Origin of the sequence: Paenibacillus qinlingensis (genome assembly GCF_013204845.1) — a bacterium.
GTDB classification, from domain to species: Bacteria; Bacillota; Bacilli; order Paenibacillales; family NBRC-103111; genus Paenibacillus_E; species Paenibacillus_E qinlingensis.
This window is the reverse complement of sequence record NZ_JABMKY010000003.1, coordinates 405,219-428,166: the sequence shown is the minus strand read 5'-3', so window position 1 is coordinate 428,166 and position 22,948 is coordinate 405,219. Positions and strand designations below refer to the sequence as shown.

Genomic DNA, 22,948 nt, shown 5'->3' with positions numbered 1-22,948 from the left:
CCACCTTCCTCCGCCCTTTAATAAAATAACCATTCAAACAAGGAACCAATAACCTTACCGAAAATCATAGCCATTAACAGCACTATTCGATAGGAATCCATTCCTACGCGTTTGGCCAAAATCGGCAGCACATTGACGATTTCAGTCAGCGCTGCAGCGAGCAAGCCTACGAAGCAACCTGCAAATAGGCCGAATAGTGCCGCTCCCATTGGGAACAAATGCATATGCAAATCACTGAAATCCACCCAAGTAAACATGAGTGAACCTATTACAACTGCTGCTTCATACGCATGGATTTTGGAAAATGATCTTGTGATTTGGGCTAACCTAGGGATAATGTCCAGAACCACTAGAAAGGCAACCATGCCGCTCCCAACCGCAATGCCTCCAGCTAATCCGATAAATGCAGCAAGGAAAGCTTCCCCGAGCAGCGTAATCACTTCGCGTCTCCTTCTTCATTGATTTTCGAGTATTCTTCTGTGATGACATAATGATTAATATTTTCTTGATACATAAACATCTCAACTTCTAATGGGCTCGGTTCTTCGTTGAACTTCTTTTTGAACAGATGGTTAAAGAAAAGTACCATTCCTGCTCCGATGCCAATCGAATAAGGAATTTGCAAAATGAGCGGATGATCTACCTTTTTCCCCGTCATCAATTCATAAATACGCTGATGGACAGCAAGCATGGATACGTCTGCATGGAAATTCATGATCGCCAACCCTGAGCCAATAAATAAAAGCAACCATACAATTCCAATGAGAAGCGGATTTGCTTTCTTATTATCGGTGTATATTTCTAACAGCACGTGTGGTTCCCCAAAATGTTCAACTTGCAGTTCAGGAAATCGTTTCTTTACTTTTCGAATAATCAATAGCATGTCTATGAGCACGCGATTTCCATCCTCTTGCTGGGGTTGATGAATAATCAACTCATTCAGAGCTTGTTCATATTCAGGCTCTACAAATAGTTGTGCAATATGGTGCAGTCTCACAGTCTGACCTTTGCGAATACGCGCTTTGCGGCGCAGTCGTATGTATAAATATTTATTAACTGTCTGTTCCATGGTTCACCCCTCTCAGAGCTTAACAATGTCAATTCTGTCTGCAGTCATCCATGTATAGAATTAGTATGCAAAATCCTTCCTTCGCGTAATCCATTCAAGATTTGGTAAATTCTCCGTGCATAATGTTGGATATGGCAAGGCATGTTAAATAGGGAATACGATTACTTATTCCATAAAAAGAAGGTGATAACATGGCAAAATTCGCGTTAACACTCGTCATCATTGGTGCGCTGAATTGGCTTCTAGTTGGGCTTTTCGAATGGGATTTAGTTTCTGCTCTACTTGGGGGAGATTCACACCGTGAATCTTCAGGGTTAAGTCGTATCGTATATTCCCTCGTAGGTCTATGCGGGATATACTGCGTCAGATTTTATGCGGTTGATCGTTATTCGGCAAGGTAGAAAAGAGTTCTGCGTATAAGAAACAAGCCGCTCATCCCCCTGATACTTACTCATGGGAAATTAGCGGCTATATGTATATTATGTATATGCACTGAAAAACCGTCCTCCTATAAGGAGCACGGTTTTAATCAGCGCGTTGTTACGTCTAGAACATTATTGAGCAATCTGATCCTTGATCGATTGCAGAATCTTTTTCTCCAAGCGCGATACCTGCACTTGAGATATGCCCAATCTGCTTGCAACCTCCGACTGCGTCTGATCGCGGAAATAGCGGAGATAAACAATAAGTCTTTCACGCTCTGAGAGCGTCCCAATCGCCTCATTCAAGGCAAGCTTCTCGAACCATTTCTCACCGGATTCATCCGAAATTTGATCCATGAGTGTGATCGGATCTCCATCGTTCTCAAATACGGTCTCATGAATCGACGAGAGTGGTTTATTCGCCTCTTGAGCGAACACGACCTCCTCCGGCGTTATCATAAGCTCTTCGGCAACCTCTTTGATCGTAGGAAGCCTTCCCAGACGTTTCGATAGCTCATCCTTCGTCTTGCGAATTTTGTTCGCAAGCTCCTTCAGAGAGCGGCTTACTTTTAATGTGCCGTCATCCCGCAGAAACCGCTGAATCTCCCCGATAATCATCGGGACGGCATAAGTTGAGAATTTGACATCATACGATAGATCGAATTTGTCCACGGACTTAAGCAGTCCAATGCACCCGATCTGGAACAAGTCTTCGGCTTCGTAACCACGGTTCAAAAAGCGCTGAACCACGGACCACACCAAACGGATATTGCAGCTGACAAGTGTTTCTCTAGCGAGTCCATCTCCGGATTGGCTGAGGGCGATTAACCGTTTGACTTCCGAATCGTCTAAATAACTATGAGAAGCATGCTTCAGATCAACATCCATAGACCCTACCCCTAATTGTATAAAGCTTTTTTAGATTCAATTCGCTTCAACATGTTTATTTTCGTTCCGATTCCGACGGCCGTCACAACTTCCACTTCGTCCATAAAATTTTCCATAATCGTAAATCCCATTCCAGAACGTTCTAGCTCTGGTTTAGAGGTGTACAAGGGCTCTTTCGCTTGTTCTAAATCAGCGATACCTTCACCCTTGTCCTCAATCGTTAAACGAATCGTGTCATCATCAATTTCAGCTGAAATGGTAATGACACCATCCTTATTATTGTTATAACCATGTATAATCGAATTCGTTACGGCTTCTGAAACGACCGTTTTGATATCCGTCAGTTCATCTAATGTGGGATCTAACTGCGAAACGAATGCAGCCACTGCCACACGTGCAAAAGCTTCATTCTCAGATCGGCTGGCAAATTGCAAGGTCATAAAGTTACGTTCACTCATAAAGCAACCTCCAAACTGGACATTGCATTACGTTCGTTATCTTGAATCGATACAATCTTAAACATCCCTGAAAGCTCGAACAATCGATACACAGCTGGTGAGACGTCACAGACGACCATTTTGCCGCCTTTGCTCGTGATTTGCTTATAACGGCCAAGAATAACGCCTAGACCTGAGCTATCCATGAAGGAGAGGTCCTTCAAACTAAGAATGAGGTGGTGCGTCTGCTCTTTCGCAATCGCATCCTCCATCCTCGCTTTAACACTATCCGCTGCATGATGGTCAAGTTCACCCTTCAATCTAACAATCAGCGCTCTTCTGCCTTGCTCAAACTCAATTTGCATGCCCAATATGTTCACTCCCTTCAGGTCATGAACACTAGTTTCTACAACTGAGTTGGCATTTCCTGCCACCCGACAAAACTAGAAGAAAACCGCTAAAAGCAGGCAAAATATACGATCCCATCATCTTCAATTCGCTGTTTTCCGCATTAATTCGTCGTGAATAACTCCGACGTTGTCCGCTTAAACAACTTCCACCAAGAGGCTTTATCAACAGCTTGCGGAGACTCTAAAGGGTATTCGGCTAAGACATTATCCCCATTGTAGACCATGATTTTACCAATCGGTTGACCTTCGCTTACTGGTGCTCTCAAGCTTGGATCAAGCTGCAATTCATGTCGGATATTTGCCGTGTCAGTCCCTTTTTTCATCAATATGCTATAATTCTGCCTTGCTACTAACGGCACTGTCGATACTTGACCTTTATTTATCGTGAAGCTTCCCAAACTATCACCTGTTTTGAACAATGGATAGTTCGTATATTGCGCAAAAGCATAATCAAACAACTTTGTTACTTCAGCGTTTCTCGTTTTGGTATTCGGTTCACCAAGTACAACTGCGACAACACGTAAATTATCTCGTTTGGCTGTAGCGGACAAACAGAATTTAGCTTCGCGGGTATAACCAGTTTTCAAACCATCAGCTCCACTATAGAAACGTACTAACTTATTTGTATTAACAAGCCAAAATGGCTTAGGTGAGTCTTTGCGTAAATAATCTTGGTAGGCGCCTGTGAAATTCGTAATGCCTTCATGCTTCAGAAGCTCACGTGACATTATCGCGATATCATTCGCTGTTGTATAGTGATTAGCCACAGGCAGTCCATTACAGTTAGAAAAATGCGTGTTCTTCATCCCGAGTTGACCAGCGCGCTCATTCATCATGGCAACAAAATTCTCTTCTGAACCCGCTAACTTCTCAGCCATCGCGACAGAAGCATCATTCCCGGAAGCCATTGCGATACCCTTCAGCATCTCTTGAACTGACATTTGTTCACCAGGCTCTAAGAATATCTGTGAGCCCCCCATGGAAGCCGCATATTCACTAACGCTGACTTTTTCATCCATTTTGATAGTGCCCTTGTCGATTGCTTCCATAATCAATAGCATGGTCATGATTTTCGTAATACTCGCTGGCGGCAGTTTGGCGTCCTTATTTTTCTCCGCGATCACCGTGCCCGTATCCGCATCCATCAGTACTGCAGATAGCGCATTCGGTGTAAGGTCCACTGGTTGTACCTTGGTTTCAGCCGCATAAATCGCTGGCAGGACCAGCATCACACTTAGTTGTAAACAAATAAAACTGATTAGCCCTTTTTTTCGCATAGCAATTGTACCCCTCCTGTGATGTATGAAGTGAAAGTTTTGGCATTTTGCAGCATGAATGACTGCTAATCAGTGTTGACGAAAATCCTGTAAATTATTCCATGACCGTGAAAATAAGCCAACAAAAAAGCACCTTCCCTAGGGAAAGTGCTCTCTTGAAAATGTAATCTATTCGATTACATCATAAATCAATTGCTTCGGTGCAGGCAGCGTTGACGTGATCTTATAGGCATCGCGTATCATGGCTTCAACTTCAGCCACTTCTTGTCGATTCGCATGGATGGTACAAATGGATTCACCGATTTGAATGGCATCCCCAATTTTCTTATTTAACGTCAGTCCTACCGCATAATCAATCAAATCTTCCTTCTTCGCTCGCCCCGCACCAAGCACCATCGCTGCGATGCCGATATTTTCCGCTTGAATCTCATTAATGAAGCCAGCTTGTTGTGCTGTAACTTCAATGTGATAAGCGGCCGTTGGCAATAGCTCTGGTTGATCAACAACTCGTGAGTCGCCGCCTTGGCTGGCGATAAAACGTTTGAACGTCTCTAATGCCTTCCCTTTGGAGATAATGTCCCGTACTGCTTCCTGCGCCTCCTCAAAGGAGGTAAACGCCTTACCTAAGACAGCCATGTAGGCCGCAACAGAAATCGCTACTTCTGTTAGCTCCTTGTCTCCTGTCCCGCGCAGCACATCGATAGACTCTCGAATTTCATTCGCATTTCCGATTTCCCGGCCGAGCGGCTGATCCATATCGGTAATCATGGCAATTGTTTTCCGATTCAGACGAGTTCCGATATCAACCATTGTACGTGCAAGCACTCTTGCATCCTCGACCGTTTTCATAAAGGCACCGGAACCGATTTTCACATCCAGTACAATCGCTTCAGCGCCAGAAGCAATTTTCTTGCTCATGATGGAGCTGGCGATCAATGGGATCGAATCCACCGTTGCCGTTACGTCACGCAAGGCATAGATTTTCTTATCTGCCGGTGCCAAATTGCCGCTTTGACCGACAATGGCAATTTTATTCGTGTTAACCGCTTCAATAAAGGCTTCCTTCGACAACTCAATTTGAAAACCTGGAATGGACTCCAGTTTATCTAGCGTGCCGCCTGTGTGCCCTAAGCCTCTGCCGGACATCTTGGCGACAGGTATCCCCAGTGAAGCGACGACAGGGCCTACAATGAGGCTTACTTTGTCTCCTACGCCTCCTGTTGAATGCTTATCCACTTTTACGCCGCCAATTGCTGATAAATCAATCATTTCACCGGATCCCGCCATAGCTAAAGTGAGAAACGAGGTTTCTTCATCTGTCATTCCATTTAGGAAGGTCGCCATCAAGAAAGCGGACATTTGATAATCAGGAATACTCCCCGCGGTATATTCATTGATGATAAATGTAATTTCCTGCTCACTTAACGCTTCACCAACACGTTTCTTATGTATTAAATCAACCATTCTCATGATATTACCTCCTTAAAGTTTTCGACAGAATACTGATATCGTAAGCCTCCACGTAAGCTTCCATCTTACATCACATTTAGGAAAATGGAAAAAAGGGAGCTAATAAGCCCCCTCTTATCTGTCATCTATGAAGATTATTGTACAATTAGTTTGGATTTCATTTTGGCATGTCCTTCGCCGCAAGGAAGAACACAATCAATTTCATATGTACCTGGTTTGTCAAACGTAATTTCCTTCGAAGGGTTTTCTTTATCGAGTTTGATATCTAACCCAACAATTTCAACCGCATGTACGCCTTCTTTTAAAGATAAAGATACTTTCGTAGGCTCACCTTTTTTGATCGTGTACTCTGGCGTATCAAACTGCCAGTTCGAAGCAACTAATTTCAGCTGTTGCATTTTACCAGCGGCAGCCTCGGCTTCCTGTGCCTCTTGGCGATCAGAAATATCTTGAAAGAGGACTCCCAGCCCCAATGCGCCCGCAAGTATAAATAGTACAAAGAAAATCCACTTTTGCATGCATATCCCCCTCATCGTGTGTTCACTTCATCTATTCTACCTAACATCAGAGAATAATCCCATATCTAGTCCGTGGCAAAAATTTGACTATTTCGTGACAGAATTGTGAACTGAACTCCATCTTACTATTACCCATTCCAGAGCAAATTACACACGATTCCAACGATCACTAATTTTAAAGCCAGCCGAGTTACCCTGAGGTTTTGATTCAGGTTGATTCATACGCTGCTGTACGGTTCCGCTCTCTGAAAGTTTTCTAATATCCCGAGTGATACGAGTGCTGCAACTTACACACAGCTTATGTACACGAATAGGTTCCGCACAGGAAGCACATTGATAACTCAAATTCGGATAATCAGCAAGATGTAACTTGCCTTCTTTCATCCAAACTTGTAATTGAATATTGGAAACACCTGTAGCAGCACAAACCTGCTCATTGGATGAACGGTAATTTCTACGGAGATAATCCACACAATCCTTCAATTGATCGTTTATGCTCGTGCTGCAGTCCATGCATTGGTTGCGTAAATTTCTTTGAAACACTTTCCCGCAGCGCGGGCAATTGGCCACCATGAGTTGTTGAGGAACTGCCATGCTCCAACACATCCTTCTATGGAATAGGTAATCTATCTCAGATAGATCACCATCGAATATAGTTCTAATTAACTATATTCTACCATGTGTCCCGCACAAAAGGATAGGTCTTAAGATGCTCATTTCCACAAAAAACGTGTTTTTTACCAATCCAATTTATCCCAATTGAACTTCACGAACAAAGGCTTTCACCAAAGCAATGAATTTGGGCTTCGTTCGATTCGCCACAGCCACAACTTGTTCATGTGTTAAGGGTTCAAGTTCCTCACCGATAGCCATATCCGTAATACATGAAATGCCCAGCACTTTAAGCCCTGCATGACGCGCAGCAATTACTTCGCCTACTGTAGACATACCGATGGCATCGCCGCCGATACGTGCAAGCATCGTCAATTCTGCCGGTGTACAGTAGGTAGGCCCTGTAATACCCGCATATACGCCTTCTTGCAGCTGGAGTGGAGCGCCATCCTCTCCAACTATGGAAGCTGCTAGCTTACGAGCAAGGCTGCGGTATTCGCGATTGTACGCTTCGGACATATCAGGAAAACGAACACCAAGCTCTGCATGGTTCGGCCCAATCAACGGGTTGTCCCCTGTCATATTAATATGATCACTAATCAACATCAAATCACCCGCATGGAAAGAACGATTCATCCCGCCGCAAGCGTTCGTCATAACAACGGTCTGTACCCCGATAGCTTTCATCACGTAAACAGGGAAAACCACTTTTTTCATATCGTAACCTTCATAATAATGAAAACGGCCTTGCATCACGATCACTTGTTTACCTTCCAAAGTACCAATCACGAAACGGCCTTCATGGCCCTCCACGGTAGATACAGGGAAATGTGGAACCTCACTATAATCAATTGCAATCGGCTGCTCAACCTGATTCGCCATATCACCAAGTCCTGAACCTAGAACGAGCCCAATGGAGGGTGACACGCCGCCTAGACGCGATTGGATGAAGCTTGCAGCCTCATTAATTTGTTGAATGTAAGTCAATGTCATGTTGTTCTCCTTTTCTGCTTAGAGCGCTTCGATAATGCCTAGGACTAGCTTCAAGAACTTCGGTTTAACTTTCTCCGTCGTCTCCATCACTTCTGCATGGGATAACGGTTGATCTAATATACCCGATGCCATGTTGGAAATACACGAGAAGCCCAATACTTCAATACCCGCATGACGAGCGACGATTACCTCAGGAACCGTTGACATCCCAACCGAGTCTCCACCCAATGTGCGGAACATGCGAATTTCAGCAGGTGTTTCATAGTTAGGACCAAGCAGCCCCACATACACACCTTCTTGTAGTTTAAAATCTTGCGTAGCCGCTACATCGTGCGCTAACTTACGCAGACGCTTGCTGTACGCTTCCGACATATCCGGGAAGCGAACACCAAGTGCAGCATCATTCGGTCCAATCAAGGGATTCCGGAACGTCATATTCAAATGATCACTAATGACCATAAGATCGCCAACTTGATAGGATTCATTGATCCCGCCAGCCGCATTGGTAACGATCAAAGTTTGTACACCTAGCTCTTTCATTACACGTACAGGGAAAGAAACTGTCTCCGCGCCATAGCCTTCATAAGCATGGAAGCGCCCTTTCATCACGAGAACTTGCTTACCTTTAATAGAGCCTACAACTAGCTCTCCAGCATGTCCCTCAACGGTTGAGACCGGGAAATGCGGGATGCGAGAATAGTCGATTACAATGGGCTCCTCAATCAAATCTGCTAGAACGCCAAGTCCTGAACCGAGAATAAGACCAATTTGCGGTGTAATATTTGTTTCCTTTTTAATAAATGCTGCAGCTTCTTGAATTTCTTGAATCATAGATGTACCTGACATGTCATCATGCCTCCTCAAATTATTGTAACTCGCCCTTTATTTCAAAAGATGCAAAAAGCTTTCACCATTCTTGGTTGCTTCTACGCCAAAGTTATCAGCAATTGTCGCGCCTAAATCTGCAAACGTACCCCGAATTCCCAAGGAAACTGGCGTTTGGAAGCTAGGGCTATATAGCAAAATGGGGACATACTCGCGTGTATGGTCCGTCCCCGCGTGCACAGGGTCATTTCCATGATCCGCGGTCAAGATCAGTAAATCCTTCGGCCCGAGTCCCGCTTTCAGCTGTGGTACATAAGCATCAAATTCTTCTAAAGCCTTACCATAACCTTCAGGATCACGTCGATGACCATACAAGGAATCGAAATCGACTAGATTGGTAAAAGCTAGTCCTTTAAATGAGGTTCCGAGCACGTCAATCGTTGTCTGAATACCATCTAAATTACTTTTCGTTGAGGTCGCTTTCGTGACCCCTTCCCCGTCAAAGATATCATTAATTTTACCTATGGCAATGACATCCAATCCGGCATCCTTTAGTTGATTCATAACGGTAGGCTCAGGTGGTTTGACCGCATAATCATGGCGGTTAGGTGTTCGTTTGAACGCACCTGGCGAACCTAGATAAGGTCTTGCTATAACACGCCCCACGGCAAATTCATCTTGCATGGTTAGCCTGCGGGCGATCTCGCAAGCGCGATATAGCTCATCTAATGGGATGATATCTTCATGTGCAGCCAGTTGGAATACACTATCTGCGGACGTATAGACAATCCATGCGCCCGTTTTCATTTGTTCTTCACCAAGTTCATCTAAAATTTCAGTCCCTGAAGCCGGTTTATTTCCGATCACCTTCCGACCTGTCTCTTGCTCAAATTGCGAGATCAGAGCTTCTGGAAAACCGTCTGGGAAAACTTTAAATGGCGTAGAAATACGCAGCCCCATCAATTCCCAATGGCCAGTCATCGTATCTTTGCCGACGGAAACCTCCGCCATTTTGCCATAATAGCCTTCTGGTGAAGATACCGGAGGAATCCCCTGGATATCTGCAATATTTCCTAATCCCATTTGCTGCAAATGGGGCAGCGCGAAGCCGCTTACTTTCTCTGCTATATGACCAAGGGTATGTGCTCCAAGGTCGCCAAACTGCTCAGCATCCGGTAATTCTCCAATGCCTACACTATCTAATACGATCAAACTAATTCGTTCAAAGCGCACCGATGTCCCTCCAAATCAATTCCTAATAGTAATGATATCCACCCTTCATTATCCCACTTCCAACACCTGAATGCAAAACAGCAGCAATTCCGGTTGGAAGTGCCGCTGTCTCTCTATTATCAATCATAAATGAGCTCTAGGGTGTGCGCGATTATAGACATCCTTCATTTTGATCTTCGTGACCTGCACATACAGCTGAGTTGATGAAATATCGGAATGCCCAAGCATTTCCTGTACAGATCGCAAATCCGCACCGTTTTCGATTAAATGCGCAGCGAAGGAATGTCTTAGTGTGTGGGGAGTAATTTCATTCGTAATTTCTGTCTCCAGCGCATAGCGCTTCATAATTTTCCAAAATCCTTGTCTTGTCATCCGAGTACCTAAGTGCCCGATGAAGAGCGCTTCCTCGTCTACGGATCTTTTGAGCAACTTGATGCGATATTGTTGAATATAGGTATCAATGATCCGAATGGCAATGCCGCTAAGGGGAATCATCCGCTCTTTCTCTGCTTTGCCGATACATCGAATGAAACCCATCTCAAGATTCACATCGGCTATATTTAATGCGACGAGTTCAGAAACACGAATCCCAGTAGCGTAGAGCAATTCAAGCATGGCTTTATCACGAGCGCCATTCACCTGTTGAGATTGAGGCGCCTCCAGCAACTTTTCAACTTCAAGAATGCTTAGAACTTTAGGAATTCTCTTCTCCAGCTTAGGAACCTCGATAAAAACAGAAGGATCCGAATCCAGGTGCCGTTCTTTCACCATAAATTGAAAAAAAGAGCGTAATGAAACGCGTATTCGTGATAATGTTGCTGAAGCTCGTCCGAGCGTTTTTAATTGTGATAAATAACTCCCAAGATGCACTTTCCCTGTTTCTCGCCAGCTTGTAACACCCTGCATCTCAAGATAAGCAACAAATTGAAGGAGATCCCTTTCGTAGGATTCGAGTGTATTCCGTGAAAGTCCTCGTTCAGTCGTCAGAAATTGGATGAAGGATTGCAGCTCACTCGTCATTATGTCAGTCTCTCCCTCGTTTGCCTGCTATTACTTCTAATCTATAGCATTCCACGACGAAGGGAGAAATCCCTTTATTTTTCGCTTTACTCACCATACCAATAAAACAAACGCAATCGCTCACTCATTGAATTCGAATCAAAAGAAACATGCTCGCTTTGTCCGAAAACCTTAACGGATTTCCCCGTTGGTGCTTTATACTTGTTCACAGGCTGAATCCAACCGGATACGGCAAGCAGAACTTGATATAAGATGACCGTTAATGCCACAAAAACCAAAATATACTGTAAGCGAACAATTAATTTCCGATAGGAAAATATCATAGCCCGTCCCCCATGTCTATCCCATGTCTTAGGAACAGAATATGAGGTACGGTCCATGATTATGACAGATCAATTAATTTGGTATAAGGCATTCCAAGCGCCTCAGCAACCGCTGGATGGGTGACACTGCCTTTGTACGTATTAACACCTAGTTGAAGCGTGTAATTCTCTGCTAAAGCCTGTGTGAAGCCTTTATTGGCCAACTCCAACGCATAAGGCAAGGTGACATTCGTCAAAGCAAGCGTTGAGGTACGAGGAACGGCTCCTGGCATATTGGCAACCGCATAATGGAGGACACCGAACTTCTCATAGGTTGGATCACTATGGGTGGTCACACGATCAATCGTTTCGATGGATCCACCCTGATCGACAGCAACATCCACAATGACGGCTCCTGGCTTCATGCTTTGGACCATCGCTGCTGTCACTAATCGCGGTGCTCTGGCCCCTGGGATGAGCACTGCGCCAATAAGCAGATCTGCCTTCTGCACTGCGCTAGCAATATTATACGGATTGGACATCAATGTACGGAGATGTCCTCCGAAAATGTCATCCAAGGCTCGCATCCGGTCTGCACTTCGTTCTATAATTACGACATTTGCACCAAGCCCTAGGGCCATCTTAGCTGCATTCGTGCCTACAATCCCTCCACCTAGAATAATAACGTCTGCCGGTGGAACGCCTGGGACACCTCCAAGCAGAATGCCACGGCCGCCATAAAACTTCTCGAGATAATGGGCTCCAATCTGTACAGACATCCGCCCTGCAACCTCGCTCATCGGTGTTAACAGGGGTAGGGAGCCATTCGGCAGTTGAATCGTCTCGTATGCGATACCCGTCACTTTCTTCTCCAATAACTGAGCGGCCAGATCGTTAGCTGCAGCTAAGTGTAAATACGTAAATAGAATCTGACCTTCTTTGAAATAACCATACTCAGCAGGTAACGGTTCTTTCACTTTCATGATCATATCACTTAGCGCCCACACCTCAGCTGCATGCGCGATAATTGTAGCTCCTTCTTGTTTATAGTCCTCATCTGAAAATCCACTGCCAATACCTGCTCCCGCTTCAACCAACACACGATGACCAGACATTTGCAGCATGCCTGCACCGCCCGGGGTCAACGCAACTCGATTCTCATTGTTCTTGATTTCTTTAGGAACGCCAACGACTAAGTTTGGTTTCGACATATTCGCCACCTTCTTCCTTCGAATCAAATATAAGAATTTATATGATTCACACGATAAACTGGCTATATTACTAGATGGGCAACCGTCCTAGTAGGACGGCGGAGCCGTTTATTTCGATTCGTCTATAATGTACCCCGACTCCCTTGCCAATTATGTGACAGTAAGCTAACGCATAGCTACTATTTAGCATATGATGCAAACACAAAAATGCCTGTATGCATTTGTCTGCATACAGGCATTTTCATAAGTTGAACAGCTATCTTGTGATAACTGTTAGTGGGATTTCTCCAATGCGTCCGGTTTCCCTCGTTCGGTACAGCGATAGCAAATGCCTTGAAAATCAAGACGATGATCTAAGACTTGAAAATGAAATTCTGTTTCTAACCTTTCTTCGAAAGGTCCGAGCCAGTCTTCCATGATTTCATCTACGGCTCCGCATTGCACGCAAATTAAGTGATGATGATGATGTCGTGAATTATCGTCACGCAAATCATAACGAGCCACGCCGTCGCCAAAATTCATTTTCTCCAAGACATGCAGTTCGCTCAGAAGTTCTAACGTTCGGTACACTGTTGCTAGCCCGATCTCTGGCGCTTTATCCTTCACAAGCATAAACACATCTTCTGCACTAAGATGATCTTGTTCATTCTCCAGTAGAACGCGAACAGTTGCTTCCCGTTGGGGAGTTAGCTTGTACCCCTGGGATTGTAGTTGTTGTTTAATTTTCTCGATCCTTGCTTCCATATGCCTCCCCCTCAGAAAGGTGGGCATCCTAGCCCATTTTTAGCCACTCTTTTCATTATAGGGGGAGCTTGCTGACAAAGTCAAACACAATCACAATTCATTTGATTACCCATAAACCCCCACCAGCATTGGGGTTACCCATTTCATCATGTATTGGGAGAAGTATCCTTCTAACAAAGCAGCTGCTAAAAGGAAGCCTCCCATCGCTAAGGTGATCGTTGTATATCTCATGAAAGGTTGGTAAATGTTACCACTTCGACTCATTATTCTATGCTTTATCATATAAAGCGAGAAAGACATCGCTGCCACGCTGCAGAATAGAATCGCAGGAATTACGATCAAATTCTGAGGAACAACGGCCACAAGTGCAAAGAGCATCCCTTTCCACGACATCTGACCCACGAGGTATCCGACCGTGAAGCCGATCAGTACACCTTTTAGAAAATCCAATACTAAAATCAACGGCAAACCGATAATCGACAAACCAAATAACCAAATTAACAATATCCACTTCATATGCATGCCGAATGCTTGACTAAATGATTGCTGGCTGTCAATTTCGATGCCTTCATTAATTTCATGAAAAAAACTGCCCAAATGGCGGGTCATTTCGGTCCTCTGTTCCAAGGAAAGCGCATTAACCATGACGGCACCGAAAACAACACCAATCACAAAAAGCACAGAGACGAATATAAATAACGGCAAATTATCCTTCATATATTGTTTCATCGTTATGTTTCTATTCACACTCGCCACTCCCTCCCTTGTACAACCTCTACAAAGACAAGCTTATGAGAGAAACGAGAAAACTATGAATGATTTTTCACTTTGCCGTACTTTCCTCCGCCACCAACTTCAAGCGTTAAGGTCCCTTCACGTGCCTTCACAATGTACGCTGCAGTGTCCTCCCCAACGACAGTAGCTAACTCCTCCGAAGATGCTTGGTGTATAACCTGCATCTCCGTGCCGAACCGGCTTAGCAATAGTTCCAGCTTTTTCGGGCCTAATCCAGGGATGTACTCTAATGGGACTTGAAAATGGTACGGCGGACGATGCGCTGGCTGATAGGACATCTCCCGATCTGCAATCGCCATGATTCGGTCCATGACGCCGCGCACAATCTTGCTACTGCCGCAATCCATGCAGCGCTCCACAACTGTTTCATCATCGCTCAGCACTGCCTCACATACGCTGCAATAGGTTCGATGATACTTGCCTAATCGCGAATTCAAGCCATAGTTGGCTGTGACACCTCGTCCATCCTGACGTCGAAGAGCTTTAACTAACTCCACAAATGTTGGCGCAGCAAGCTTCATTTGGTTGTATTCTCGACCTATTTTGGCCAAGGAATGAGCGTCTGAATTGGTTACATAAGTGAAATCATCAAGTTCTGAGATGTACCCGGCCATATCCGAATCCGCACTGAGTCCGAGTTCAACGGCAGGTACTTGCTTCACATCAAGTAAATCATTCATGCAGCTCGTAGCGCTGCCGTACACGCTTTTGTGCGGCGTGAAGATGTGCGCAGGGATCAGAATACCTCCTCTGCCTAGTACCTCTTCCTGAAGCACACGAGCAGGCACATAGATGCGTTGAGAACTAAGCTCCACATTTTTCATATGCCGGCCCATCCATCCCGTAAACTCCTGCATCACTTGGAGGTTTGGCATATAGGCTAACACATGTGCTGGCCCCATCCCAGGGTCTCTCACTTCAATTTCGCTCCCCAAAATGATCGACGTATCTCGATACCGAATACCCCCACCTTCGAGCTCCGCCATGTCTCCCTTGTCCAAATACATCATAATTTCTTCTTGGACTGATGGAGAGTGTGTATCGATGATGGAGATCATTTCCATCCCTTTACGGTTTGCAGCTTCATGAGCAATATTGAAAAAGGTGAGATTATTCGCTGCGCTAATTTTGACAGCTTGACCTTTCTCCGTCCTGCCAATATGAATATGCAGATCCACATAATAATTCTTCAACATTTAGATCTGACCTGTTAACTTGTACAGTTGCCAAGCATACACAGCCATGATCGTTTTGGCGTCACTAATACGTCCCTCACGCATATATTGCTGAGCTTGTTCTAATGTGATCGCTTCACAATCAAGGAATTCGTCCTCATCCGGATTCGCTGTTCCCTTCACTAAATCTTCCGCTATGTATAAATGGATAATCTCATCCGCAAACCCAGGGGATGTAGAAAATGAACTTACCAAACGAATGTTATCTGTCTTATATCCTGTCTCTTCCTCAAGCTCACGTAAGGCCGCTCTCAAAGGCTCCTCACCGCTGTCAAGCTTACCTGCAGGGATTTCCACCTGACTCTTCTCTAGCGGCTTACGGTACTGTTCTACGACGATCATTTTATCCCCTAGGAGAGGGATCACCGCCACTGCACCTGGATGCTTAACGATCTCACGGGAAGCAGTTCCTCCATTGGGCAATCTCACTTGATCGACTTGCAGGGAAATTATTTTACCCTTGAAAATCATTTCACTACTGATGGTTACTTCTTCAAATTTCTTATGATCAGTCATTCGAGCACCTCATCCTCATTAATTGGTCTAACTTGTCCATATCCTGCATATCGTTCATTATATGAGAAAACTTCTATCGAGGCCATTCAATGATGAGCGACCGCGTCTAGAGGTAAGTTTTATCGCCAAATAGAAAGACGTTTTCGGGAACCGAAAACTTATATTTTCTATTGTGGTCAAATATTTTCCTGAAAAGAGGGTCTGTGATATGAAGAGCTATGTGAGTGCCAAACAAATTCGACTTGTAGGAAAAGCCTGGGAGATCAAATATCAACTCCAGCACATGCTTCAACAAGGTGATCCGAAGATACCCTTGGTTGATTTTTTAGCCCACTTATACATATCTCAGAGGACTTCCTCACAGGGACATTCACACAAACTTCGAATCATCCATTCCTAAAATAATAAAACGAAAACCGATTAGCCGCGCCAGTTGGCGGACGAATCGGTTTTTATTTTGTTCAGGGATCTACACCTTAGCTGCTTCTTTCACAAGCGCCACGACGAGTTCAGCCGTTTTAACTAGATCTGTAATCGCAATGCGCTCTTTGACCGTATGAATGTCTAAATAACCAACGGCCAAATTCACAGTAGGAATCCCCATGCCATTGAACACATTTGCGTCGCTACCGCCACCTGAGTGGAACGTACTTGCCGTTAAGCCAATCGTGCTCATCGCACGCGAGGTTAATTGTACAATCGGTGCAGAATCATCATGCATATAAGATGCGTAGACGATGTCCGCATGGAATTCACAGGTCGTGCCGGCTTCTGCCGCAGCAGATTCACAAGCTTTCTTCATCGCTTCGATTTGCGCTTCCAATTTGTGCTGAACAATACTGCGTGCTTCAGCTTCCATCTTTACTTTATCGCATACCACGTTCAGCGGGCCAACGCCAGAAAAGCTGCCAATGTTCGCTGTCGTTTCCTTATCGATTCTTCCCAATGACATCCGAGAAACGGCTTTGCTGGCCACTTGGATGGCTGAAATGCCATCTTCCGGATTCACACCCGCATGCGCGGTTTTGCCATGGAAAATGATCTCAATCTCAGCACGTCCAGGGGCCGCTGTTGCAATAGCGCCAAGATTACCGTTGGAATCTAATGCGAAGCCATATTCAGCTTCCATGGAGCTGCGCTCCATAGCCCGCGCTCCTTTTAAGCCGCTCTCTTCCCCAGCGGTAATGACGAACTGGATACGACCATGCGGAATGTTCTGTTCTTTCAGAACTCGAATCCCTTCGAACATAGCAGCAATCCCTGCTTTATCATCGCTGCCAAGAATCGTTGTTCCATCGGACCGAATATACCCATCCTCACCAATTTGCGGTTTAATGCCATTCCCTGGAGCAACCGTGTCCATATGCGATGTGAAGAAAATCGTTGGAATCGCCGGATTGCTGTCTGTCGCTTCCAATGTGCAGATCAAGTTACCTGCACCGTGTCCGCTCTTGGACATCGACGCATCCTCGACGACATTCAAGCCAAGTTGGCTGAATTTCTCTTTGAGCACAACGCAGATATCTTGCTCAAATCTCGTTTCACTATCCACTTGAACGAGGGAAATGAATTCTTGGACTAAACGATCTTGTTGAATCATGTACTTTCCTCCGATACACACTTTGAGTTACAATAAAACGGTACAAGCTTGGATGAAAAAGGAGTGAATCCCGTGCTACAGAATAAGAAATGGTTTAAAGTCGTTATTTACATTATGCTCTTCGTTATGCTGTTATCCAGTTTATTGTTTACAGCCGGATTGTTTTTCACGTCATAAACTCTTAGTAAATTTTAGTATCCGCGTTGTAGCTTTCTAGATTTTCTTTCACTCTTTGTAGGAACCTTCCACAGATCACACCATCCAGAATCCTGTGATCGAGCGATAAACAAAGGTTAACCATGGAACGCACCGCTATCATATCTTGAATGACGACAGGCTTCTTCACGATCGATTCGAACGTCACAATCGCTGCTTGCGGGTAGTTAATGATTGGGTACGATAGAATCGAACCGAAGGAGCCTGTATTGTTAACGGTAAATGTACCGCCAACCATATCCGTGAGAGCTAATTTCCCCGCACGCGTTTTCTTCGTCAACTCATCAATTTCCCTTGCAAGACCTGCGATATTTTTTTGATCTGCTTTCTTGATCACCGGCGTCATAACGGAATCTTCTGTCCCTACAGACAAAGAAATATTAATATCGCGTTTCACAATAATTTTATCTACAGCCCACACGGAGTTTATAATCGGATAATCTTTGATCGCGTTGACGACAGCTTTCAGCATAAATGCGAGGTACGTCAAGTTGATGCCTTCGCGGCGCATAAACTCATCCTTCACTTTGTTCCGCAAGACAACTAGATTCGTTACATCCACTTCTATCATCGTCCATGCATGTGGAATTTCAGTGACGCTTTGGCGCATTTTCGTAGCAATCGCATTACGCATTGGCGTTACATCGATGAAATGTTCATTCCGTACATCGAGATTGTGGCCTTCTGCTTCGCTCAGCGGGGTCTGAGGACTCGCTGACAAATGGATACCTGAACTGCGTACAGGCTGGTTCACTGGTTCTTCTGCAACGACTGGAGCAAGTGCTGCTACTGTTGCTGCAGGTGCCCCTTGAACCGCAGCAGGTGCCGCGTTACCTGATGCGATGAAGGTCTCTACATCCTTGCGAGTAATTCGCCCGCCAAGGCCTGTCCCTGCAACGCGCGACAAATCGACACGGTTATCTTGGGCAAGTCTGTGGACCGCTGGAGAGAAGCGCCCACGCATGCTTTGATCCGTGTCTTCCGTAACATTCGCTGCATCAGTGAAAGCAACTGGCGCAGCTGATGTCGCCGCTGAGGAGCCAGCTGGCTCCTCAATGACACAAATCGCTTCACCGACTGCAGCTGTTTCACCGTCGCCGACAATAATTTTGATTAACTTACCTTCTATGGGACTTGGCATTTCTGTATTTACTTTCTCTGTGAAGAGCTCACAAAGAACATCATATTGTTCAATATAATCGCCTGGCTTTTTCAGCCATTTGCCGATTGTAGCCGAAACGAGACTTTCCGCCAAATGCGGAACAGTAACCTCGGTGAGGCGGCCGGTTTGGTTCATACAAGTACCTCCTAATTTCGGAAAAGATCTACGAATAAGATCAAAGATCTATCTAGAATAAAGCAAGCTGACGCATAGCATCCTTCAACTTATCCCCATTGAGAAGGAAAAACTTCTCCATCGGAGGATTGCTGGCAACTGCTGGAACATCAGGTCCGCATAATCTTGCGATTGGTGCATCTAACTCAAATAGCATTTCTTCCGCGATAATGGCAGATACTTCCGCACCAACACCACCGGTTTTGTTGTCCTCGTGGGTAATGAGTACTTTGCCAGTTTTTCTAGCGGCTTCTAGGATTGCATCGCGATCGAGTGGCTGCAAGGTACGCAAATCAAGGACATGAGCCGAGATCCCTTCCTTAGCCAGTTCCTCAGCGGCTTGTAGTACATAATTAACAACCATGCCATAAGCAATGACGGTAATATCCGTCCCTTGACGCTTCACGTCAGCTTTGCCGATCGGTACGATGTAGTCTTCTTCTGGAACTTCTGCCGATAAGGCCAAGTAACACTTCTTATGTTCAAAATACAGCACAGGATCGCCATCGCGAATAGCCGCTTTCAGCAGTCCCTTGGCATCATACGGGTTCGATGGGGCTACGATTTTGAGGCCTGGCGTTCCGAAGAACACCGATTCTGGACATTGTGAATGGTACAGGGCACCAGCGCCAGTTGCGCCATAAGGAGCTCTAATAACAATCGGGCAGCTCCAGTCATTGTTCGAACGATAGCGAATTTTCGCCGCTTCGCTCAGGATTTGGTTCGTTGCAGGGAAAATAAAATCGGCAAATTGAATTTCAGCGATCGGCTTCATGCCATACATTGCTGCACCGATGGCAACACCAACGATTGCTGATTCAGCAAGTGGTGTGTCCATCACGCGTTCTTCGCCGAATAGATCGCGAAGCCCCTTGGTCGTGTTAAGAACGCCGCCTTTTCCTACGTCCTCACCTAGGACGAATACGTTGTCATCCTGTTGCATTTCCTCCTGCATCGCAGAACGGATTGCTTCCAAATACGTTATAACAGCCATCTCTATTTGCCATCTCCTTCCGCATAAACATGAAGAAGCGTATCTTCCGGTTTCGGATAAGGGGCAAGATCAGCATACTTCGTTGCTTCATTGACTTCTTGCTTTTGGCGTTCTTGAAGCTCAAGATCTTTCTCTTCGCTCCACAGCTCACAAGCAATGAGATACTCCTTAAACTTCAAGATGCCGTCCTTCTTACGATTTTCTTCAACTTCTTCCTTCGTACGGTATAGCATATCGTCATCTGATGTGGAATGCGGCATAATGCGATAGCACAACATTTCGATCAATGTTGGACCTTCGCCACGAAGGGCTCTTTCCCTTGCTTCTTTCGTTACGCGGTACATTTCCAAGACATCGGTACCATCGACTTGAATACCTGGGAAGCCATATCCGATTGCACGATCCGCGATTTTTCCTGCTACTTGCTTATGCAGTGGAACAGAAATCGCATACTGATTATTTTCACACACGAAAATAACTGGCAGTTTATGTACTCCTGCGAAATTACAGCCCTCATGGAAATCCCCTTGATTGCTGGAACCTTCACCGAATGAAACGAATGTAACGAAATCCTGTTTCTTCATCTTCGCCGCCAAGGCAATACCCGCAGCATGCGGAACTTGTGTAGTAACAGGTGAAGATGCCGTTACGATATGATTTTTACGATCACCGAAATGACCAGCCATCTGTCTGCCACCGCTATTCACATCTTCTGCTTTACAAAAAATGGCGAGCATGAGATCTTTCACAGTCATACCAACGGACAGAACGAACGCATAGTCGCGGTAATAGGGTAAGAAATAATCCTTCTGAGACTGCATCGCGAAGGCCATACCTACTTGTCCGGCATATTGTCCCATTCCTGAAACGTGAAACGGAATTTTACCTGCACGTTGCAGCATGAAAGCACGCTCATCAAATTTAGTTGCAAGGCTCATGACCGTATACATGCGTACGGCTTCATCATCGGATAATCCTAAACTTCTGTGCTTATATAGCTGACCAATGGACATGGAGTTTGCCTCCTTAGTGAGATTAAATGACTACTAAAACTTAATACCTGGTCCTAGTACTTGACTCTATAAGCATATTATAAACGCAAACGTTTATGATTACAATTTTTATCCGCTAATTGCAATGCCATCTACAGCTAACATCGCTTCACCCAAAGCCTCTGAAAGTGTTGGATGCGGATGGATGGTCTGTCCAACCTCCCAAGGGGTTGCATTCAACAGCTGGGCTAGCGCTGCCTCTGTAATGCTGTTGGTGACTTGTGGGCCAATCATGTGAACCCCGAGAATATCATTCGTGTCTTTATCTGCAATCACTTTCACAAAGCCATCGGAATCCCCATAAACTAGAGCTTTCCCAATTCCCTTGAAACTAAATTTACCAACTTTCACTTGGCGACCTTGGTCAATCGCCTGCTGCTGGGTCCAACCAACACTGGCAATCTCAGGTCTTGTATAGGTACATTTAGATACTAGGTGCGTCTGAAGTTCATCTGGCTGATGCCCGGCAATATGTTCAGCAGCTACGATCCCTTCGTGACCTGCCATATGCGCTAGCATAAGTCCGCCGATTACATCACCAACCGCATAGATGTGGGATTCCGTCGTTTGCATATAGCGATTGACGCGAATGACACCTTTATCAATTTTGATATCCGTATTCTCAAGCCCCATCGCTTCTACATTCGCCACGCGGCCAACTGAAACGAGCACTCGTTCTGCGGATATTTCTTGTACCTCACCTTGCTTGTCCACTTGCATCATAACCATGCCATCTGCTACTTTCACAGACTCTGGGAGCAACTTCGTGCCCGTCTCCAGTTTAATTCCACGTTTCTTGAATAAACGTTCTAACTCTTTGGAAACATCCTCGTCCTCTAAGCTAACTAGACGCTTATCCACTTCTACGATAGTTACTTCCACGCCAAAATCATGCAACATAGAAGCCCATTCAACACCAATAACACCACCGCCAACAATAATAATAGACTTCGGCAAGTTCTCCATCCGTAATGCATCTTCACTAGTGATAATCGAAGTGCCGTCTATCTCTAATCCAGGCAAGCTGCGTGGTCTAGAGCCCGTTGCAATAATTAAATTGCTCGACAGTAGTGTTTCAATATCACCATCCTCCTTCTCAACGGAAACAGCACCGCTGCGTGGCGAGAATATAGAAGGTCCGATAATACGACCATTTCCATGGTGAATGGTAATCTTATTCTTTTTCATCAGAAATTGAAGTCCTTGATGCAGTTGATCGACAATTCGTTGCTTACGTCCTAACACTCCCTCAAAATTCAACGAGATCGATTGGGCTGTGATGCCATAATCTTCACTATGCTTCATCGTGGCATATACTTCAGCACTTCTAAGCAAGGCTTTACTTGGGATACAACCCTGATGCAAACACGTACCGCCCATTTTATCACGTTCAACAATCGCTACAGACTTTCCAAGCTGTGCAGCGCGAATAGCTGCGGTATACCCGCCGATTCCGCCACCTAATACCACGACATCATATCTATGTTCACTCATGTATGTAAGCCTCCTATGAAACAATTACTTGTTATATGTATACGTGCGTCTCTATTATATTACCCTTTTTTGGGATCGAAGTCATAGTCTTATTTGTAAGAAAAACTTCTATTGAAGCAATTCGAGGATGAGCACCGCGTTTTAAATGTTGTTTTTATCGCCAATATGAATTTGTTTTTCCGAGCACTGGAAACTTATAAATTCTTACGTGGTGAATTAGACACGCTAGCGGTTTCGGGTTATGATGGTAGAAAAAACATGTTTCATTTCCCATAAGGA

Annotated in this window: 27 protein-coding genes; 3 read left to right on the top strand and 24 right to left on the bottom strand. The window is 45.0% G+C overall.

The features are described from left to right. Positions 1-17: 17 nt before the first annotated feature. Together HQN88_RS08660 and HQN88_RS08655 are read right to left on the bottom strand one after the other, a co-directional pair. On the bottom strand, positions 18-431 hold the full coding sequence (locus HQN88_RS08660) for a stage V sporulation protein AB (RefSeq protein ID WP_246320142.1): 414 nt from the start codon (positions 429-431) through the stop codon (positions 18-20). Positions 432-436: 5 nt separating this feature from the next. Beyond that, a complete protein-coding gene (locus HQN88_RS08655) occupies positions 437-1,069 on the bottom strand; it encodes a stage V sporulation protein AA (protein ID WP_173110084.1) in 633 nt (210 codons plus the stop codon). Between the two features lie 191 nt (positions 1,070-1,260). On the opposite strand from HQN88_RS08655, the gene HQN88_RS08650 reads away from it, so the two are divergent. Beyond that, on the top strand, positions 1,261-1,470 hold the full coding sequence (locus HQN88_RS08650) for a DUF378 domain-containing protein (protein WP_082595418.1): 210 nt from the start codon (positions 1,261-1,263) through the stop codon (positions 1,468-1,470). 153 nt (positions 1,471-1,623) lie between these two features. Here the strand turns inward: HQN88_RS08650 and sigF are convergent, their stop codons facing one another. From sigF to HQN88_RS08565, 17 genes are all read right to left on the bottom strand, one after another. Beyond that, positions 1,624-2,379: an RNA polymerase sporulation sigma factor SigF gene (gene sigF / locus HQN88_RS08645; RefSeq protein ID WP_028554229.1), complete on the bottom strand. Its 756-nt coding sequence runs from the start codon at positions 2,377-2,379 to the stop codon at positions 1,624-1,626. Between the two features lie 11 nt (positions 2,380-2,390). Then, positions 2,391-2,837: an anti-sigma F factor gene (spoIIAB, locus tag HQN88_RS08640; protein ID WP_057312135.1), complete on the bottom strand. Its 447-nt coding sequence runs from the start codon at positions 2,835-2,837 to the stop codon at positions 2,391-2,393. After that, positions 2,834-3,187 (bottom strand): anti-sigma F factor antagonist, encoded by a 354-nt coding sequence (spoIIAA, locus tag HQN88_RS08635; protein WP_082595419.1) that lies wholly within the window; start codon positions 3,185-3,187, stop codon positions 2,834-2,836. The genes spoIIAB and spoIIAA overlap by 4 nt, the downstream gene beginning before the upstream one ends. Before the next feature lie 140 nt (positions 3,188-3,327). Beyond that, on the bottom strand, positions 3,328-4,503 hold the full coding sequence (locus HQN88_RS08630) for a D-alanyl-D-alanine carboxypeptidase family protein (protein WP_173110082.1): 1,176 nt from the start codon (positions 4,501-4,503) through the stop codon (positions 3,328-3,330). A gap of 168 nt (positions 4,504-4,671) precedes the next feature. Further along, positions 4,672-5,973, bottom strand: coding sequence for a pyrimidine-nucleoside phosphorylase (locus tag HQN88_RS08625; protein ID WP_173110080.1), 1,302 nt, complete (start codon positions 5,971-5,973; stop codon positions 4,672-4,674). Positions 5,974-6,107: 134 nt separating this feature from the next. Continuing rightward, the gene (locus HQN88_RS08620; protein ID WP_056614567.1) at positions 6,108-6,491 is read right to left on the bottom strand and encodes a cupredoxin domain-containing protein; all 384 of its coding nucleotides are present in this window, start codon (positions 6,489-6,491) and stop codon (positions 6,108-6,110) included. A 147-nt stretch (positions 6,492-6,638) separates the two neighbouring features. Then, positions 6,639-7,085 (bottom strand): flagellar protein, encoded by a 447-nt coding sequence (locus HQN88_RS08615; protein WP_173110078.1) that lies wholly within the window; start codon positions 7,083-7,085, stop codon positions 6,639-6,641. Positions 7,086-7,241: 156 nt separating this feature from the next. Then, positions 7,242-8,096: a purine-nucleoside phosphorylase gene (locus HQN88_RS08610; protein ID WP_173110076.1), complete on the bottom strand. Its 855-nt coding sequence runs from the start codon at positions 8,094-8,096 to the stop codon at positions 7,242-7,244. 18 nt (positions 8,097-8,114) lie between these two features. Then, positions 8,115-8,942 carry a purine-nucleoside phosphorylase gene (locus tag HQN88_RS08605; protein WP_173110074.1) on the bottom strand — a complete coding sequence of 276 codons (828 nt, stop codon included), beginning with the start codon at positions 8,940-8,942 and terminating at the stop codon, positions 8,115-8,117. Between the two features lie 36 nt (positions 8,943-8,978). Beyond that, positions 8,979-10,154, bottom strand: coding sequence for a phosphopentomutase (deoB, locus tag HQN88_RS08600; protein ID WP_173110072.1), 1,176 nt, complete (start codon positions 10,152-10,154; stop codon positions 8,979-8,981). 123 nt (positions 10,155-10,277) lie between these two features. After that, a complete protein-coding gene (gene xerD, locus HQN88_RS08595) occupies positions 10,278-11,174 on the bottom strand; it encodes a site-specific tyrosine recombinase XerD (protein ID WP_173110070.1) in 897 nt (298 codons plus the stop codon). A gap of 86 nt (positions 11,175-11,260) precedes the next feature. Further along, complete coding sequence (locus HQN88_RS08590) at positions 11,261-11,497, bottom strand: DUF4227 family protein (RefSeq protein WP_057312152.1); 237 nt, start codon at positions 11,495-11,497, stop codon at positions 11,261-11,263. Between the two features lie 59 nt (positions 11,498-11,556). Beyond that, a complete protein-coding gene (ald, locus tag HQN88_RS08585; RefSeq protein WP_173110068.1) occupies positions 11,557-12,687 on the bottom strand; it encodes an alanine dehydrogenase in 1,131 nt (376 codons plus the stop codon). A gap of 273 nt (positions 12,688-12,960) precedes the next feature. Beyond that, positions 12,961-13,431, bottom strand: coding sequence for a ferric iron uptake transcriptional regulator (fur, locus tag HQN88_RS08580; protein ID WP_173110064.1), 471 nt, complete (start codon positions 13,429-13,431; stop codon positions 12,961-12,963). Between the two features lie 105 nt (positions 13,432-13,536). Next, the gene (gene spoIIM / locus HQN88_RS08575) at positions 13,537-14,178 is read right to left on the bottom strand and encodes a stage II sporulation protein M (RefSeq protein WP_274318954.1); all 642 of its coding nucleotides are present in this window, start codon (positions 14,176-14,178) and stop codon (positions 13,537-13,539) included. 62 nt (positions 14,179-14,240) lie between these two features. After that, a complete protein-coding gene (locus tag HQN88_RS08570; RefSeq protein ID WP_173110062.1) occupies positions 14,241-15,422 on the bottom strand; it encodes an endonuclease Q family protein in 1,182 nt (393 codons plus the stop codon). Further along, on the bottom strand, positions 15,423-15,977 hold the full coding sequence (locus tag HQN88_RS08565) for an NUDIX hydrolase (protein WP_173110060.1): 555 nt from the start codon (positions 15,975-15,977) through the stop codon (positions 15,423-15,425). It lies immediately after the preceding gene. Positions 15,978-16,185: 208 nt separating this feature from the next. Between HQN88_RS08565 and mciZ the strand changes: the two genes are divergently transcribed. After that, positions 16,186-16,377, top strand: a complete 192-nt coding sequence (mciZ, locus tag HQN88_RS38600; RefSeq protein WP_173110058.1) for a Z-ring formation inhibitor MciZ — start codon at positions 16,186-16,188, stop codon at positions 16,375-16,377. 69 nt (positions 16,378-16,446) lie between these two features. Here the strand turns inward: mciZ and HQN88_RS08555 are convergent, their stop codons facing one another. After that, positions 16,447-17,577: a M20/M25/M40 family metallo-hydrolase gene (locus HQN88_RS08555; protein WP_173110056.1), complete on the bottom strand. Its 1,131-nt coding sequence runs from the start codon at positions 17,575-17,577 to the stop codon at positions 16,447-16,449. A gap of 72 nt (positions 17,578-17,649) precedes the next feature. On the opposite strand from HQN88_RS08555, the gene prli42 reads away from it, so the two are divergent. Then, positions 17,650-17,754, top strand: coding sequence for a stressosome-associated protein Prli42 (prli42, locus tag HQN88_RS08550; protein ID WP_157256922.1), 105 nt, complete (start codon positions 17,650-17,652; stop codon positions 17,752-17,754). 4 nt (positions 17,755-17,758) lie between these two features. Here the strand turns inward: prli42 and HQN88_RS08545 are convergent, their stop codons facing one another. The 4 genes from HQN88_RS08545 to lpdA form a co-directional block, all read right to left on the bottom strand. Next, complete coding sequence (locus tag HQN88_RS08545; RefSeq protein WP_173110054.1) at positions 17,759-19,090, bottom strand: dihydrolipoamide acetyltransferase family protein; 1,332 nt, start codon at positions 19,088-19,090, stop codon at positions 17,759-17,761. Positions 19,091-19,142: 52 nt separating this feature from the next. Next, on the bottom strand, positions 19,143-20,123 hold the full coding sequence (locus HQN88_RS08540) for an alpha-ketoacid dehydrogenase subunit beta (RefSeq protein WP_173110052.1): 981 nt from the start codon (positions 20,121-20,123) through the stop codon (positions 19,143-19,145). A 2-nt stretch (positions 20,124-20,125) separates the two neighbouring features. Next, entirely contained in the window at positions 20,126-21,136 is a 1,011-nt protein-coding gene (locus tag HQN88_RS08535; RefSeq protein WP_173110050.1) for a thiamine pyrophosphate-dependent dehydrogenase E1 component subunit alpha, read from the bottom strand. A 108-nt stretch (positions 21,137-21,244) separates the two neighbouring features. Beyond that, the gene (gene lpdA / locus HQN88_RS08530; RefSeq protein WP_173110048.1) at positions 21,245-22,669 is read right to left on the bottom strand and encodes a dihydrolipoyl dehydrogenase; all 1,425 of its coding nucleotides are present in this window, start codon (positions 22,667-22,669) and stop codon (positions 21,245-21,247) included. Positions 22,670-22,948: the final 279 nt, after the last annotated feature.

Excerpts from the sequence above, each read along its gene's own strand:
- HQN88_RS08570 (WP_173110062.1), bottom strand. The coding sequence starts at position 15,422 with ATGTTGAAGAATTATTATGTGGATCTGCATATTCATATTGGCAGGACG.
- HQN88_RS08615 (WP_173110078.1), bottom strand. The coding sequence starts at position 7,085 with ATGGCAGTTCCTCAACAACTCATGGTGGCCAATTGCCCGCGCTGCGGG.
- sigF (WP_028554229.1), bottom strand. The coding sequence starts at position 2,379 with ATGGATGTTGATCTGAAGCATGCTTCTCATAGTTATTTAGACGATTCG.
- HQN88_RS08565 (WP_173110060.1), bottom strand. The coding sequence starts at position 15,977 with ATGACTGATCATAAGAAATTTGAAGAAGTAACCATCAGTAGTGAAATG.
- HQN88_RS08620 (WP_056614567.1), bottom strand. The coding sequence starts at position 6,491 with ATGCAAAAGTGGATTTTCTTTGTACTATTTATACTTGCGGGCGCATTG.
- HQN88_RS08655 (WP_173110084.1), bottom strand. The coding sequence starts at position 1,069 with ATGGAACAGACAGTTAATAAATATTTATACATACGACTGCGCCGCAAA.
- fur (WP_173110064.1), bottom strand. The coding sequence starts at position 13,431 with ATGGAAGCAAGGATCGAGAAAATTAAACAACAACTACAATCCCAGGGG.
- HQN88_RS08610 (WP_173110076.1), bottom strand. The coding sequence starts at position 8,096 with ATGACATTGACTTACATTCAACAAATTAATGAGGCTGCAAGCTTCATC.
- mciZ (WP_173110058.1), top strand. The coding sequence starts at position 16,186 with ATGAAGAGCTATGTGAGTGCCAAACAAATTCGACTTGTAGGAAAAGCC.
- HQN88_RS08590 (WP_057312152.1), bottom strand. The coding sequence starts at position 11,497 with ATGATATTTTCCTATCGGAAATTAATTGTTCGCTTACAGTATATTTTG.
- HQN88_RS08605 (WP_173110074.1), bottom strand. The coding sequence starts at position 8,942 with ATGTCAGGTACATCTATGATTCAAGAAATTCAAGAAGCTGCAGCATTT.
- spoIIAB (WP_057312135.1), bottom strand. The coding sequence starts at position 2,837 with ATGAGTGAACGTAACTTTATGACCTTGCAATTTGCCAGCCGATCTGAG.
- ald (WP_173110068.1), bottom strand. The coding sequence starts at position 12,687 with ATGTCGAAACCAAACTTAGTCGTTGGCGTTCCTAAAGAAATCAAGAAC.
- lpdA (WP_173110048.1), bottom strand. The coding sequence starts at position 22,669 with ATGAGTGAACATAGATATGATGTCGTGGTATTAGGTGGCGGAATCGGC.
- HQN88_RS08625 (WP_173110080.1), bottom strand. The coding sequence starts at position 5,973 with ATGAGAATGGTTGATTTAATACATAAGAAACGTGTTGGTGAAGCGTTA.
- xerD (WP_173110070.1), bottom strand. The coding sequence starts at position 11,174 with ATGACGAGTGAGCTGCAATCCTTCATCCAATTTCTGACGACTGAACGA.
- HQN88_RS08650 (WP_082595418.1), top strand. The coding sequence starts at position 1,261 with ATGGCAAAATTCGCGTTAACACTCGTCATCATTGGTGCGCTGAATTGG.
- HQN88_RS08555 (WP_173110056.1), bottom strand. The coding sequence starts at position 17,577 with ATGATTCAACAAGATCGTTTAGTCCAAGAATTCATTTCCCTCGTTCAA.
- HQN88_RS08545 (WP_173110054.1), bottom strand. The coding sequence starts at position 19,090 with ATGAACCAAACCGGCCGCCTCACCGAGGTTACTGTTCCGCATTTGGCG.
- HQN88_RS08630 (WP_173110082.1), bottom strand. The coding sequence starts at position 4,503 with ATGCGAAAAAAAGGGCTAATCAGTTTTATTTGTTTACAACTAAGTGTG.
- HQN88_RS08540 (WP_173110052.1), bottom strand. The coding sequence starts at position 20,123 with ATGGCTGTTATAACGTATTTGGAAGCAATCCGTTCTGCGATGCAGGAG.
- HQN88_RS08535 (WP_173110050.1), bottom strand. The coding sequence starts at position 21,136 with ATGTCCATTGGTCAGCTATATAAGCACAGAAGTTTAGGATTATCCGAT.